This is a genomic window from Gordonia abscondita (assembly GCF_032711245.1).
Lineage (GTDB): Bacteria > Actinomycetota > Actinomycetes > Mycobacteriales > Mycobacteriaceae > Gordonia.
In genome coordinates this window covers 1,332,234-1,347,235 of sequence record NZ_CP128986.1, presented here as the reverse complement: position 1 = coordinate 1,347,235, position 15,002 = coordinate 1,332,234, and the positions used below count along the sequence as shown (strand labels likewise).

Annotated in this window: 14 protein-coding genes; 13 read left to right on the top strand and 1 reads right to left on the bottom strand. The window is 62.0% G+C overall.

What is annotated here, in order from left to right; all coding sequences use genetic code 11:
- Positions 1–42 precede the first annotated feature (42 nt).
- From MP11Mi_RS06310 to MP11Mi_RS06300, 4 genes are all read left to right on the top strand, one after another.
- Positions 43–1,140 carry a hypothetical protein gene (locus MP11Mi_RS06310; RefSeq protein ID WP_420041442.1) on the top strand — a complete coding sequence of 366 codons (1,098 nt, stop codon included), beginning with the start codon at positions 43–45 and terminating at the stop codon, positions 1,138–1,140.
- Positions 1,025–1,273: an HNH endonuclease signature motif containing protein gene (locus MP11Mi_RS18350; RefSeq protein WP_420712868.1), complete on the top strand. Its 249-nt coding sequence runs from the start codon at positions 1,025–1,027 to the stop codon at positions 1,271–1,273. Before MP11Mi_RS06310 ends, MP11Mi_RS18350 begins: the two co-directional genes overlap by 116 nt.
- Positions 1,188–1,766 carry a hypothetical protein gene (locus tag MP11Mi_RS06305; RefSeq protein ID WP_420041441.1) on the top strand — a complete coding sequence of 193 codons (579 nt, stop codon included), beginning with the start codon at positions 1,188–1,190 and terminating at the stop codon, positions 1,764–1,766. Before MP11Mi_RS18350 ends, MP11Mi_RS06305 begins: the two co-directional genes overlap by 86 nt.
- A 1,147-nt stretch (positions 1,767–2,913) precedes the next feature.
- Positions 2,914–3,798 (top strand): hypothetical protein, encoded by an 885-nt coding sequence (locus MP11Mi_RS06300; protein ID WP_420041440.1) that lies wholly within the window; start codon positions 2,914–2,916, stop codon positions 3,796–3,798.
- Positions 3,799–3,917: 119 nt separating this feature from the next.
- Here the strand turns inward: MP11Mi_RS06300 and MP11Mi_RS06295 are convergent, their stop codons facing one another.
- Complete coding sequence (locus tag MP11Mi_RS06295; RefSeq protein ID WP_420041439.1) at positions 3,918–4,118, bottom strand: hypothetical protein; 201 nt, start codon at positions 4,116–4,118, stop codon at positions 3,918–3,920.
- A gap of 272 nt (positions 4,119–4,390) precedes the next feature.
- Between MP11Mi_RS06295 and MP11Mi_RS06290 the strand changes: the two genes are divergently transcribed.
- The 9 genes from MP11Mi_RS06290 to MP11Mi_RS06250 all read left to right on the top strand — a co-directional run bounded on the left by MP11Mi_RS06290 (position 4,391) and on the right by MP11Mi_RS06250 (position 14,916).
- On the top strand, positions 4,391–4,933 hold the full coding sequence (locus MP11Mi_RS06290) for a DinB family protein (protein WP_420041438.1): 543 nt from the start codon (positions 4,391–4,393) through the stop codon (positions 4,931–4,933).
- A 78-nt stretch (positions 4,934–5,011) separates the two neighbouring features.
- A complete protein-coding gene (locus tag MP11Mi_RS06285) occupies positions 5,012–5,293 on the top strand; it encodes a cyclic-phosphate processing receiver domain-containing protein (protein ID WP_420041437.1) in 282 nt (93 codons plus the stop codon).
- Between the two features lie 60 nt (positions 5,294–5,353).
- Positions 5,354–7,828 carry an AAA family ATPase gene (locus tag MP11Mi_RS06280; RefSeq protein WP_420041436.1) on the top strand — a complete coding sequence of 825 codons (2,475 nt, stop codon included), beginning with the start codon at positions 5,354–5,356 and terminating at the stop codon, positions 7,826–7,828.
- Positions 7,825–8,166: a hypothetical protein gene (locus MP11Mi_RS06275; RefSeq protein ID WP_420041435.1), complete on the top strand. Its 342-nt coding sequence runs from the start codon at positions 7,825–7,827 to the stop codon at positions 8,164–8,166. Before MP11Mi_RS06280 ends, MP11Mi_RS06275 begins: the two co-directional genes overlap by 4 nt.
- A gap of 492 nt (positions 8,167–8,658) precedes the next feature.
- Positions 8,659–9,483 carry a mycofactocin-coupled SDR family oxidoreductase gene (locus tag MP11Mi_RS06270; protein WP_420041434.1) on the top strand — a complete coding sequence of 275 codons (825 nt, stop codon included), beginning with the start codon at positions 8,659–8,661 and terminating at the stop codon, positions 9,481–9,483.
- A gap of 54 nt (positions 9,484–9,537) precedes the next feature.
- Positions 9,538–9,858, top strand: coding sequence for an EthD family reductase (locus MP11Mi_RS06265; RefSeq protein WP_420041433.1), 321 nt, complete (start codon positions 9,538–9,540; stop codon positions 9,856–9,858).
- Between the two features lie 19 nt (positions 9,859–9,877).
- Positions 9,878–11,266, top strand: a complete 1,389-nt coding sequence (locus MP11Mi_RS06260) for an AAA-type ATPase lid domain-containing protein (RefSeq protein WP_420041432.1) — start codon at positions 9,878–9,880, stop codon at positions 11,264–11,266.
- 27 nt (positions 11,267–11,293) lie between these two features.
- The gene (locus MP11Mi_RS06255; RefSeq protein WP_420041431.1) at positions 11,294–12,742 is read left to right on the top strand and encodes an aldehyde dehydrogenase; all 1,449 of its coding nucleotides are present in this window, start codon (positions 11,294–11,296) and stop codon (positions 12,740–12,742) included.
- Positions 12,743–13,023: 281 nt separating this feature from the next.
- Positions 13,024–14,916, top strand: a complete 1,893-nt coding sequence (locus MP11Mi_RS06250) for a YhgE/Pip family protein (RefSeq protein WP_420041430.1) — start codon at positions 13,024–13,026, stop codon at positions 14,914–14,916.
- Positions 14,917–15,002 lie beyond the last annotated feature (86 nt).

Genomic DNA, 15,002 nt, shown 5'->3' with positions numbered 1-15,002 from the left:
CGCGGGTGCATTCGCGAAGGGGCGGACGCTCGATAGCGCCACGTGGCAGGGTTTGAACCCATACCGCGTGTAACTCAACTCACTAGGGGGACGCGGAAGGACGGCCAGCAGAACTGGGAGATGGACCGGGACGGCCACAAGTGGACGATGATTCCGCGCGAGGGCGGCCGGTACCGCCTCGAAGTCCGAGACAAGAATGGCCGTCTCATCCAGTTTGGCGAGTTCGCCCCCGACGGTTCTGGCAAGGGCCGAATGATTGGGGAAGACGGAAAATGGCACGACGCCTACTTCCGTCCCGACGGATCAATCTTCCTGCCAGGCGAGTGGGCTCAAGGTAGCGGTGACTTCCTAAGCCATTTCGACTTAAAGACCGACGTCACGATTCTTCCAGATGGAACGCGTGTTGAAGAAACGATCATGCGCGACCCAGACTGGGACGACAGGATTGTCGGCCATCGGAAGGTCGAGGTAACTCCGGACGGGTCCTTTCGACGGTACTGGTCGGCCGACATTGACGGAGAGCTTCAAGAACGTCCCATCAATCAGATCGACAGCGGTGCGTTCACTGATGCCCTGTGGTGGTTCATGCCAATCCCAGGTGCCGGCCTCGCCATGAAAGGTGCTTCGAAGCTCGCTGGCAAGATACCCGGACTCAACAAGGCAATTCCCAAGATTGCCGAAAAGCTGCATATACCGAAACCCCGGCAGGCACCGTTGGGGACCGCCCCTGGGCCGATGCCCAAGCGTGTCCCCGGAGCAGATCCCGACCCACTGCCACCACCCGGCGGAATCCCCGGTCTGCACCCAACACCAAAGAGCTCCGCACCGAACCCGCACCTCGACTCGACATGGCCAGGTACCGGAAAGTTGCAGCCGAAACCCGGAGCTCCCGAGTTCGACCCGCTGCCGACCGTCAAGTGGCCGAACACGCCAGACACGCCGTATCCACCACGCAACGGCGAGGGTAGGCTCTACCCCCCCCAGATCATTGATCCAAGAACGGGCGCGCCAATCCCTCATCCTCCTGCACCGGACCTGCGGGCCGGGCCGTCAACTGTTCCGACAAACTGGCGGAACCCGTTCATCAACGAGTGGATCCGGCGAGGCTACCCGGTGCCCGGGCCCAGGAAGGCTGTTTGAGGGTTGGGAAATTCACCACATCATCCCACGCGAGTTTGGGGGAACAAATGAGTTTAATAACCTGGTTCCCCTGCCCAGGGAAATACACTACCTTTTCACAGATTGGTTCCGGTACTTTGGCATACGACCCTAGCTCGATCCTGAAAATTATCGACACCTACCCTCGAGAGAGTTTCACCGAACTTGGAGGGGTTCAGTATGTGTCAGTAACCCATGTTGAGCCGCCTGCTCAAATAAGTGAGATCAACGACGCGTGGTCCGGCCGAACGCTTCCTCCGGCGTTGCTCGCGCACTGGTCGATTTCGCGAGAGATCGTCCTACTTTATGCAAAAGGATCAGAAGGGATCATCTTCTATGATCCAATGACAAGCCGCGAGCAAACAGATGCTCTTTCGAGCGACTTCCGGATTGAGGACGATAGTTTTCATAGCGATGACGTGGTGGTCGGCGACATGCAAGGGTATGACCATCGTTTTCTGTATTCGCCCGACGAAGGCTGGATGATCCATGACTCGATCGCGCCGCGCAGCGAATGGATTCGTTTAGGCGATACCCTGAACCATCTTCTTGCCGTCTACCTAGAGCATCACGAGTCTGGTGAATGGGAAGCACTTCTCCGCCAGTAGCTCGCTCGTCGATTCCGGCTTCAGGGCGGCTTAAGTTCGACGGAGCGGGAATAGGAAATGATTGGCAATCACCATCGATGCCAACAGGTGGGGCCCGGAAGTGCTCCGCCCTAAGGTTCTTGCCGGACTCACTGATTGCAGGATAATTCCGAAAGAGGTCGCCGATTTCACTCAAGTATGCCGTTGAACCCTCTGCGTCTGAATGAAACGCGAGAGTGTTTCCTCCGCCGGTGGTGATTCCAAATCGAACTCGGCTACGGAGGCCTCGTCGTCGACGACCTCAGCTGGGATGCACGCACGTACAACGTGCCCAGCTTCTGGGGGCATCGCTTCACAACGACTGCCATGGCGACACCTCCAGGCATCGTGCGGCCGATCGAAGGATTAATCGCGACGTCGAAACTTCGTGGAACCTGGAACCCAGCTGGTGCCGGAGGCCGTGGAGAGTTCGCCAAGGCGTGTTCGCAGTACCGCTCAAATGCGACGTCCCACGAACAGGCACTTCTCCATCGCCCATCAAACTTTCGGACAGCCGTTCGACCTGTTGCACGCTTCCCGACTCTCTGCGCGACGGGCCGGCACGGGCGCATGATCTGCCACCTGTGCCCACGTCCTGCGTACACCGGGCAACTCCACGGTGCGACTCTTACGCGCTTTGAAGCAGTGATCCTCCCGATTAGAAGAGGTGCCCCCGATCAGCTGGATCGGTATCACCGCACTAGATAGTCGAATTCCGCGACGATCACAGGCGACCTCGACGTCGCCCAAGGAACTTGAAAGACCTCGAATGCTAGAACGTATAAACTGGACCCCCGAAGGATCTATTGCCTCTACAGGCTCGACAACACCCACGTCGTGGGTGGGGATTCTTGTTGTCGTCGCGATGGGAATTGGACTCACCTGGTGGGGACTTGTAATTGTGCGATCAGCAGTCCGTGCCGAAACTTGGCACGAACGCTACTTGTCGCTTCAGGCCCTGTGGTTTCCGAGCGTATTCGCAGGTCTCATATGGCTAGGACTGGCGACTAGTCTGGTGAAGTCCGAAATTGATGTGTATGCGCTATGGACTGTCCTTCTCGTGCCTTCCGTAGTCGCGGGTTGGTCTCACCTCAGAATTAAGGCACTAAAAGGACATAATGGACTCCGAGTGTCGGATCTTCCGATTTCGCTTCGGATGATGGCAGTTGGGATTTTAAAAGAGTGGACGAGAAAGGTGCGTGAATTCGACGCTACGGCGGGAAGCCGGGAGAATGATGTTAGCCCGGCTCGGCCAGCAAAATCGCTGCTCTGGAGAGTGCTGGGAATTGGAATTCTGCTCGTCGCCCCGTCGTCTTTCGTGGTCGTTACGGCAAGCCCGTCGCCCAACCGTGAGCTCGTTCTTAACTATGCGCTGGTGGCGGGGATATCGTTGGCTTTTGCGGTGACCGGACCGCTATTCATTGCCTGGCTTCTTCTTGTTGCATCCTCCCGAAGGCTCGACGCAATGCGAAGGCTGACGCGACTAGGAACTTCTGCAGGCACAGGGACAGCCGGCGGTTTCCTCCTTGCGGTCGTGGCATTCTACTACGCAAGTCTGATCAATTCAGGTGGAAGCGGGGAGCGAGTGGTTCGTGAGCCAGCTGCGTATGACACAGGACTATTCGTGACACTGCCGGCACTTGGTGCCGCATTAGGATTTACCCTAGGGCTATTTCTCGTAGTTATAGACACGGCGCGCGAATCGAAACGCCCGGCGCTCACGGTCATCCTCTCGCCGATAGTTGTTACTATTTGCGCGACAATGACCTCGCTCGTTATGTCCCCACCTCGCGCGATGGAGTCGCTCTTCGAAATGCTCGCGGTGAGCAATCCGCACCCGGCGAGTGACTCGTGGCAAGCCGCGCTGTTTTCTGAGAAGGAAGAAATTCTATCCTCGTTTCTACCGGGAGGTTGGTTCGTTCTCGTTGTTGCGATGTTCTCAGTAGCGTACGCATGGGCGGCTGCCCGCCGGTTACTCTTGTCCGCTGAAGGACCTTCGCTCGAACCACGCTGACAAGCACGGTGCGGCCGAAGTCGCGGGCGCGTTCGCTTTGAGGCCTGCGACGCCTGTTACTAGACAATCTTGAGTGGCCGAGCTACGTCCGAACGATAGCGCTCAGCGGGGCCGACCGGTCAGGCGGGAAGACTCCGTTCATAGCAGCTGGTGTCGACCTGCCTCGCCAACGCGACTGGCGCGTGGTCCGGGATCACCGCGCAGGGCCCGCGCTTGTGTCGCTTGCTGGAGAGCCACACGGGGGCGACCACCGACGGGTAGAGGTCGACGTCGTCGAGGTCTTCGGAATACCTACGCTGAGCAGGTTCAGTGTTTGGCATATCAGTCCTCGCAGCCTGTCGAGAGTTCGATGAGAGCTTGGCGGTGAAAGCGGGTCGACACGATCGCAGTGCACCGAGCCGGACAGAGATCTGTATCTCGATCCATTCGTTCACTTCGCTCAGCGCCGCGGGGCGGTCCCGACCCGCTATCGGCGCATGAGGAGCGGCCGTGACAGGACGTTCGCACCCGATTTCATAGAGGACAATAACTGACCGGAATTCGAATTAACGTGGGTGACGGAACCAATCAGAGCACCGTCGAAAGGCACCTCATGGCCGGCACGTACACCCCAGTTACTGTTGATCTCGATGTCGACGCAGAGCGAACGGATCTGCTGACGCTGCTCCGAGACCAGCGCGCACTGCTCAAAATCACAGCGCGCGGGCTCTCCGACGAGCAGGCCCGGACCGCTTCCACGGTGAGCGCGCTGACTGTGGGAGGTCTGATCAAGCACGTCTCTCGCGTCGAGCGGGACATTACGAGTCAGATCATCGAACGTGACGAGAACGCAGAGCTCGATATGGAGGCGCTGGGCGACGCCTACGACTTGCGCGACGACGAGACCCTCGCCGGATGCCTTGAGCAGTACGAGAAGTCTGCCGACGAGTTCGACCGTCTCATCGCGGGTATCGACAGCCTCGACGAGTTGATTCCGCAAGCGAGGGCGCCTTGGCAGCCTGAACTGACGTGGTGGAGTGTCCGGAAGCTGGTACTGCACTTGTTGCGGGAGACCGCGCATCACAGCGGCCACGCCGACATTATTCGGGAATCCCTCGACGGACAGACCACGATGGCCGCGCTCTTCGAGAACTAGGTCGTGGCCCCGGACGTCGTCGGCAACCGTCTGAAATTCAGTGGCCGCTCCGCGCCCGTCCCCGTACTGTCACCGCCCATGAAGCTGTTCGTCGACGATCTCCGCGATCCGCCCGACACGACCTGGACGGTGGTGCGCACGAGCGCGGAAGCCCTTGAGATTCTCCGGAGCGGTGTTCTCGTCACTGATTTGAGCCTGGATCACGACCTGGGCGGTGACGACACGTCCCGGCCGGTCGTGCTGTACCTGGCCGAATACGGCGGTTGGCCCGCCATAGTGCGGGTGCATTCCGCGAACCCCGTCGGCATCGAATGGTTGACCGGCATGGTCGAGCGGTACGGGCCCGGGGTCAGCCGCTGACGTTGTCCGCCGATTGAGCGACATGCGCGTTTTGTCAGTGGGCCGTGCCACAGTGATCCTGTGACTGAATCGGTGACAGAGGCAAGCGCGACGGGTCAGCAAGCGAGCACGACCGAGGAGGAGGTCTGGACGCTCCTCATCCAGACCGATGCGCCCGACGACGTCGCATACCTCGTGGGTGCGGCACTAAAGAGCGATGACGAACTCGCCACGATCCTCGGCGATGCCGACGCGACTGTCGACCGGCCTGCCGATCGAACGCGGATCGGTGACCCGGTGAAGGCATACGTCCGGTCGTTGACAGTGGAAGGGTTCCGCGGCATCGGTCCGCAGGCGGTCTTGAACGTGCCGCCACGTCCAGGTTTGACGGTGGTCAGCGGGCGTAACGGCTCGGGCAAGTCGAGCTTCGCCGAGGCACTCGAGTTCGCGGTGACCGGTCAAAGCTACCGATGGGAGCGCAAGAGCAGCAGCAGACTGTGGAAGGAAGCGTGGCGGAACAAGCACGCCGGCCATCCAACCGGCATCAGGGTCGCCTTCTCCGGACAGCCCGCTGCCAAATCTTCAGACTCCGCGTTCACCGTGCAGCTCGGCGTCTCGTGGGCTGCCGACGCGGAGCTTGACGGCGCACGGACGTGGGCGAAAGTCGACGGTGGCGACAAGACGGATGTAGCCGACCTGGGCTGGGATCGACCCGCCGAGATCTACCGTCCGATTCTCAGCTATGACGAACTAGGCGGCCTGTTCGAGGAAGGCCAGTCAGCGCTCTACGACGCGCTCAACATGATCTTGGGGCTCGACGAGATCGGCGACGCCGAGAAGCGGATCGCTCGAGAACACAAGGCGTTCGGCGAGAAGAGGAAGGCTGCGAACGCGAGCCTGCGCGTACTGAAGAAGACACTCGCGGCTACCGACGATGCGCGGGCCGCCGACGCGGTGAAGCTGTTGAAAGCCAAACCCATTGACCTCGCGCAGGTCGCCGCTGTGGCGACAGGCGGTCAATCGTCACAAGCCGAGATGATCGCCGCACTACGCAGATTTGCCGCGGCCGACCACGTCAGCCTCGACAGTGTCCTCGCACGGATAGGAGAGATGCGCTCAGCGGTCGACGCCGTCGTCACCGGATCGGCGGACGCCTTCCAACTCCTCGCACAGCGCACAGATCTGCTTCGGACAGCGCTGCAGTACGTAGATGCCGCAGACTCCGACGACTGTCCTGTCTGCGAGACACCGCTGCGTCCGGAATGGCGCGCGGACATCGCCCAGGCCATCACGGATGCCGACGCCCAGCTCGTCGAGCATCAACAGGCTCTCACCGCGCTGCACGTCGCTCGCGGCGACATCACGACCATGCTCGCCGGCCTGGCCGACCCGCCCACTGCCACAGGGCTCGACGCAGTAGACGACTACGTTCGGGCCATCGCGACAGCCCGAGCACTGCCCGCCACGGAAGGCGATTGGGCAGCGCACCTCGAATCGACGATGCCAGGCGTCGTCGACACGGCAGCGCGGGCAGCAGCGGCCGCAGCCACGCGCGCCGAACAACTCGAAGACGCGTGGACGCCGGTCGCGGCCGAGATCGCGGCATGGACGCGCGATGAGTCGGAGGCGCGGGAGGACGACGCGACGTTGGCGCGCCTGGCTGCCGCCAACGCCTGGCTCAAGGAACACGGCAACAAGCTCCGCGACCGACGCCTCGCACCGATCGCGGAGCAAGCCCGCCAGATCTGGGCGAGCCTGCGGCAGGAGAGCGACGTCGACCTCGGCTCGATCACGCTGGAAGGCCGGAACACCAGCCGCCGCGTGAGTGTGCAAGGCACCGTTGACGGCGAAGACACTGGAGTCCTCTCGGTGATGAGTCAGGGTGAGCTTCACGCTCTCGCCCTCGCGCTGTTCATACCGCGGGCGACGGTACCGGCGAGCCCGTTCGGGTTCCTCGTGCTCGACGATCCGATCCAGGCGATGGACCCAGCGAAGATCGACGGATTCCTCAGCGTCCTGCAAGATCTGGCGAAGACACGCCAAGTGATCGTCTTTTCGCACGACGATCGGCTGCCCGCCGCGATCCGCCGGCTGTCGGTGGATGCGAACCTCGTCGAAGTCAGCCGCGAGCCGGGGTCGCGTGTCATTGCCAAGCGCGCTGGATCGCCGGCGCGCCGGTACATCGACGACGCGTACGCGCTCATCGTCGACGACGGCGTGGACCCGGTGGTGAAGGCGAAGGCCGCTCCGGGGCTGTTCCGTCTCGCCATCGAATCAGCCGCGCGCGAACGGTACTTCGACGACAGCGGCAAGAGCGGATGCAGCCATGCGGAGGCCGAATCCCTGTGGTCGCAAGTCAACAACACAGGCCCACGGGTTGCGCTCGCCGTGCACGGGGACGAGAAACGGAGCCTCGGTGGCTGGGGGCACTATCGGCCGCATCGCGGTGCGACCATGAAGATCTGCACCGCAGGAGTTCACAACGGAGCTGAGCTCGACACGGCCGCGGTGAACGACCTACGCGCGACCGTCGACGACATCCTGGAACGCCGATGAACCCGACCGCTCTCGCACTGCTCGCTCACGCCGACGCACTGCTGTCCGGGCGTGCGCGCGTGGAATCGGGGAACTCCGGACGCCTCGCAGCTTTCCTCGGGCGGCATGCCGTCGAGATCCTCATCGTCGATCGGTGCGAAGAGTTAGGTGCCCCGTGTCCCGGAGGCACAGCACGGTCGAAAATCTCGATTCTCAAATCCTTGGACCACGACGATGTCGGGCCGACCCTGATCTACGCCTGGAATCGGCTCAGTGAATGCTGCCACCAGCATGCGTACGAGTTGTCGCCGACGGTGAGTGAGGTGCGCGCGCTGTGTGCGTCCGTCCTTTGCGACTAGCCCCAAGTCCTGACCTGGCTCTGCCCCGGATGTCCCGGCCCGGCCGTCCGCTACCGCGGCAGATCATGCGGCATCCACAACGCTCCTAGCAAGCGCGGAACATACATCCGTTGGGGCAGTTGCGCGTACGAGGCTGAGAGTAGACGCAGGTGACGCTCTTATGCTCGCGCATCTCGATGAATCGAACCGACCTTCTCGAGTGCGCGGATGCTCACTCGGTGCCGCGCCTCCATGTGATCGCGAGGTCGTCCAAGGCTAGGTCGAGTGCAGATGTGCGAGATTGTCAGTCCGCCTGGGCAGAGGCGATATCGGTGGCGAGACTGACCCCATCGATCGCGCCGTACGCCCCATGAACCCGTTGCCTTACCGAGCTGTCCACAAATCAGGACAGTTCAGCGCCGAAGTGTCGTGTGACACTCAATTGGCGCCAATGAGGGGCACATCATACAAACCGGCAGAGCGTCGGGGTTCAGGGCGAAAGGAATGCACACAATGGGTTCACTAGACGGAAAGGTCGCCTTCATCACCGGCGCGGGACGCGGGCAGGGACGTAGTCACGCTGTCCGACTAGCCGCAGAAGGCGCAGACATTATCGCGGTCGACGTCCTCGGCCCACTAGACCTTGTCAACTACCCGCAGTCGAACGACGAGGATCGCGCCGAGACCATTCGACTGGTCGAGGAGCAGGGCCGCAAGATTGTTTTCAACAAGGCTGATGTCGGTAATTTCGATCAGCTTAAGGCTGCCTTCGACGATGGTTACGATAAACTCGGCCGGGTCGACATCATTATGGCGAATGCCGGTGTTTATGCGGTCGCCATCGGCGAAGAAAAAGATCCTGTCGCAATCTTCATGGAGACAATCCGGGTCAACCTTCTCGGTGTACGAAACACCGTTCATGTGGCCGTCGACAAGATGATCGAGCAGGGCGACGGCGGATCGATCCTGATGACCAGTTCAACGCAAGGAACCAGCGGCCGCGGAGCCGATGGATCTGCAGCGATGGAAGGATATTGTTCGAGCAAGCACGGCGTTGTCGGTCTCATGCGCGCCTACGCCAATTGGCTCGCCAAGCACAATATCAGAGTCAATGTCATCCAGCCGACCGGTGTGGACACCACCTTCATCAACAATGACGCGGTCGCTGCCTGGATCACCGGAGATGCCTCTAACGCCGGCGCATTGAGCAACCTTCTGGACGTCGAGATAATGCAGCCGGAAGACGTCTCGGAAGCAGTCGCTTGGCTGGCTTCACCTGCCGCTAAATATGTCACCGGAATTCTCCTTCCGGTGGACGCCGGATTTGGCGTCCGCTGACAGTCAAGCAGCGACCATCGAAAACGAAGAATTATACAAAGGCTGAGGAGTATCATGTACGAGGTGTTCGTCGTTTTGACCGACAAGCAGGGAGTCGATCGCGCGGAAGCGTTGCGGCACTGGGCTAACGAGCACGCGGAAGTCGGACTCCGGCTTCCAGGACTCAAGGCGTACACTCAATACCGCTCTACCGGTGTCCCCGGTGGAGGGTCTAATGAATATATCGGGATCGCGGCCCTAACGTTCGACAGCGAAAAGGCGTTCGTAGAAATGCTGAGTTCGCCAGAGTTCACAGAGGGAGTCGGCGATCTAGGTTTGTGGGCCGATGATTCGGACATCAAGATGTTCGGCGTGGAAACGCAGAAGTACCTCTAGAGAAAAGAGGTTTGTGGTGGTGGAAAAGGGGCGGAGAGACGATTCCCTGCAACGCATCATCGAGGATTCCTGGGGTCGCTGTGCAACAACACTCGCTGTAGACGACGCCTCGCCGACTATCCAGATACCGGGTGATTTCGACCCGGGCGCCGAGTTGGTCAGCCGATCGCGCTCGGCCCTGGATGGGCTGACCGAACTCGATGAAAGTGTGTCGGTAGCACTCTCCGTTGCCGACAGTCGCTGCCGTATGCTCGCGACTTCGTTCACCAATTCCGCGATGCGGGAAACCTTCGAGAGTCTGGGCATCGTGCCAGGGGTGGTCTGCTCCGAGGAACTCTTCGGAACGACGGGCGTCGGCTTGTCGCATCGCTACAAGCTGGCCGTCGACACACGCGGACCGGACCACTACCTCAACGCTCTCAAAGGAATGTCGTGCTCAGCCGCGCCGATCAGCCTCGGCAATAGCCGTGGCCTGGTACAAATCTGCTCCGCCGATGACGTGCCGATGTCGTATCTCCGCTTGTTGCGGGACATGGTGCGCGGCGCGGTTGAGTCCGACCTCCGGCGCTTCGTCGAAGGCGACACCCGAGTCTTCGAGAACACTGGCGATACGGTTCTGATCTTCGGAGAGCTAGGCACAGGCAAAAGTAGGATGGCCTTGAGTCTGCTCGACGGGACCGACTACGTCGTCCACAACGCGGTCGACGCGACCGCGCTGGGTGGCAACCTGTGGATCCGGCGGGTGATCGCCGATCTGCGGACGGACCGACGGCCGATCTTGCTCGAAGACATCGACTTGTTGGGCGAGTCGCAATTGCGTTTGATAACCCGTGCACTGGCCGCGACCAACAGTGGTTGGCCGAGGCAGGTTGTCGCGACGGCGACACCAGATCTGATCAGTCAGTACGGCGACGGGATCGCAGGTCCACTCGTCGAATTGTTCGACCACCGTTACGAGTTGACACCGTTGCGGATGCGCCGCGACGAGATCGGGCGCATCGCGAACGCAATTCTGGCAGAAGTCCGGCAGAGTGACTCGGTCCGGCTGACCCGTGAAGCCATCGAAATACTGACGAGGCAGCCGTGGCCCGGCAATATTCGGGAACTGCGGCGGGCGTTAGAAATAGTCGCCGGTAAACGATCTGCCGGCGATATCGCCGCGGCCGACCTACCAGACGAGTACCGAGCAAGATCTCGTCAGATACGCATCCTTGCTCCCCGTGATCAGCGGATGCACGAAGCGGAACGTGATGAGATCATTCGCGCCCTCCGGGAAGCCGAAGGAAACAAATCACAGGCTGCCCGAGAACTCGGGATGAGTCGGTCAAATTTCTATAATCGCCTTGCGGCGCTTGGCATCCACGGCGCCATTGCAAGCAGCGATCAAACTCCCAGTGTGGGCAGTTAGCCTGCACTTTTAGACCTGAGGACGACCATGAGTGGCATCGTGAGAAAACGTGACTCCCTGTTCATTGGCGGACAGTGGCAGCAGCCGACATCGGCAGCGAATATCAGTTGGGTCAACCCCTTCACCGAAGAAGTCTTCGGATCCTTGCCTGCCGCGTCCGAGCGCGACGTTGACACTGCCGTAGCCGCGGCGCAGTCGGCGTTCGCCTCGTGGCGGGACACTCCTGCCGCAGAACGCGCCGCAACGCTCCACAGATTCGCCGAGACACTGGAGAACCGTGCCGAGGAGCGAGCCCAATTGGTCTCCCAGGAGAACGGCATGGCAATTGAGCTGGCGCGGTTCGCTGAGGGCGTCGCGCCCGTCCAACTGCTCCGCTATTACGCCGATCTAGTCGCCAGTGGTGCCGCCGACCAGGAAGTGCGGCAGAGCCAGCCCTTCCCCGGTGTCACCAGAATCACCCGCAAACCCGTCGGCGTGGTCGCGGCCATCGCGCCCTGGAATTTCCCGGCAATCCTGTCCATGTTCAAGATTGCTCCGGCGCTCGCGGCGGGCTGCGCGGTGGTGCTCAAACCATCGCCCGAGACCAGTCTGGACTCGTACGTCTTGGCGGAAGCGTCTGTAGAGGCAGGACTTCCGGCAGGGCTGCTGAGCGTAGTGCCGGGGGACGCCGAACTCGGCCGATACCTCGTTTCCCATCCTGGTGTCGCAAAAGTGGCGTTCACCGGGTCCACCCGGGCCGGCCGCGAGATCGGAAAACAGTGCGGGGAGCTGATCCGCCCGGTGACCCTGGAGCTAGGTGGCAAGTCGGCCGCCGTAGTACTCGACGATGCCGACGTCGACGCGACCGTGCAGGGCTTGGCTGCGGCGTCGTTCATCAATTGCGGGCAGACCTGCTACGCCTCGACCCGAATTCTGCTTCCGTCCGGGAGATACGACGAGTTCAGCGAAGCGATTGCGAGCATGGCCGCGAGCCTGCCGGTCGGTGATCCGATGGATCCGTCCACCGTGATCGGCCCACTCGCCAGTGACAAGCAACGAGAACGGGTGCTGTCTTATATCGACTTGGGCCGCAGTGGCGGTGCCCGAGTGCTGACCGGTGGCGGGACGCCCGACAGTCAGGACCGCGGGTTTTTCGTCGAACCGACAGTATTCGGCGATGTCACACCAGACAGCGAGATCGCGCGAGAGGAGATCTTCGGTCCCGTGGTGGTGCTGCTCGCGTACGACGGCGAGGACGATGCGATCGCCATCGCGAACGACTCGGCATATGGACTCGGCGGCACAGTGTGGTCGGCGGATGTCGCGCACGCCGACGCGATCGCCGATCGAATGGACTCGGGATCGGTCGGTATCAACGGGTTCAGTCTGGACTGGAACTCGCCGTTCGGCGGTGTCAAAGACAGTGGTGTCGGCCGGGAGCTCGGGCCAGAAGGTCTCGCCGCGTACCAACAGACGCAATCGGTATTCCACAACTGACCGAGCGCGGGCCGGACGGACTTCAACGGCCCGGGACGAAGTCGACGGTGCAATTCCGTGAGGTGTTCCGAGCGCCGCTCCGCCGTAAGGACATCCGCGGGTGCGCAGTTTGCTGTCGCCCGATCGATGGCCGCCGTCTCAACGCTCTCGATCAGCTACTCGCGCACGGTGGCAGGCGACTCAGGATAAACGGTTTCGCGAATCGCCAGATGGAGCGGCCCGCCATCTGTATACAGTGCCTCAAGACAGTTCTTGATCAAACGATCAACTTGGGAGCATGGGTGACGAACGATCAACCATTGCCGGATCCGCCGATCGAGGCAGAGTCGGCAGGGCCGACGAGCAAACGTCTGTGGCACGACAGCCGTGTCTGGCGGGCGCTCATCGCGGTGATCGTCACGATCCCGCTTGCTGCCGCGGCCGTCTACATGTGGGCCATGTGGGACCCGACGGAGACCATCGACCGGCTGCCGGTGGCCCTGGTCAACAATGACCGGCCGGCCGGCAGCGGTGCGGACCGACTCGCCGCAGGCGACGAGATCACGCAGACGCTCCTCGACTCCGGGGCACTTGCGTTCGACCCGGTCGACTCGTCCGCCGCCGCAGCCGGCCTATCGGCGGGCGACTACTACTTCATCGTCAGTATCCCGCCCAACTTCAGCAAGACGCTGTCGGGCATCGGCGCGACGACGAAGGCTCCGGCCATGATCACCGTCACCTACAACGACAACAACACTTTGTTGGCGTCGAGCATCGGCGACAGCGTGATGTCTGCGATACGCGCTGAAGTGGTATCTGGCACTGCTGGACAGAGCGTGAAGACGGTCCTTGAAGGCGTCGACGAATTGGGAACCGGGATCAAGGAGGCCGCGACTGGTTCCGGACAGCTCCACGACGGCACCGGTGAACTCGCGGCAGGCGCCGACGAGCTCGCGACGGGGTTGCGTAGTGAACTCGCCCCCGGTGCCGCCGAGGCAGCCGGTGGAGGGCGCCAGCTGGCCGACGGCGCCGGTCAGCTCTCCTCGGGTCTCGCCGAACTGCGTGCGGGCACCGCCGAACTCGGCTCCGGCGCCACAGAACTGGCCGACGGTATCGACGAGTTGGTGGGCGGAGTCGACGTCCAAAGATTGACTGGTCAGCTCGCCGCGCTGAAACGTGTGCTGCCGAATGATCCGTCGATCCGCGGCATCGCCGACGAGCTCCTTGGAGTGGCCGACGGACTCACTCAACTCAAGGAAGGCAGTCGGGAGCTCGCGCGTCAGTTGACCGATCCGAAGGCCGAATACCGTTCGGGCGTCGAGCAACTCGTGACTGGTTCAGGCGAACTGAGCACAGGAGCAACCGAGCTCGCGACCGGCCTCGGCGAACTGAGGGCAGGCACCCAGCAGGCTGCGACCGGCGCCGGCGAGCTCGCAAAGGGCGCGCGTCAGGTGAACGACGGTGCGGGAGAGTTATCGACCGGTCTGACCGACGGCGCTCGCGAGGTGCCCGCGATGGGTGACGACGCGCAACAGCAATCGCTCGCTGACCTGCTCGCCACACCCGTCGAGACTAACGGGGTGAACCTCGCGGCGGCGCGCCTGAACGGCCCCGGTGGCGCACCGTTGCTGCTCATGCTGATCACCGCACTCATCCCACTGGTCGTGTTCATGTGTTGTCGACCGCTGCGCGCGGCGATCAGTCATCCCCGCCGCGTCGGCCTGGGCTCCTGGCTTCGTCGCGTCGCATTCGTCTGCGCGGTGAGCCTCGCCGCGGCGGCCGCGTGCACCGCGATCGTGTGGGGAGTCCTCAGCCCGTCGCCCGACCCCGCCCATCTCGGTCAGGTACTGCTCCTCGTCGCGGCTGCCACCCTGATGCACGCCGCGGTTATCGCCGTCATGTTCGCGATCGGCGGCTACGTGGTGGGCACACTGACAGCGCTTGCGGGAATCATGTTGCAGCTGTTTACCTTCGGCGGAGTCTGGATGATCGAGACCATGCCCGGGGCACTCAGCTGGATGCGGCCGCTGATGCCAATGACCTACGTCCGCGAGGGCATGATTAGTGCATTCAACGGAGCTCCCGGATTCGCGGGGGCGCTGGGAATCGTCGTCGCGATCGGGCTCGTCGCCACCGTGGGCAACCTGCTGCTGGTACGCGGACGCCCGGCGGAGACGGCCGTGCAACCGGGGTAAGTCGTTCGGAGACGGTGACAGAGCACCGTCTCCGGGGTCGGTCGAGATCGGGTCCTCGGCATCAGCCGGGCGATAGTCACCGAATA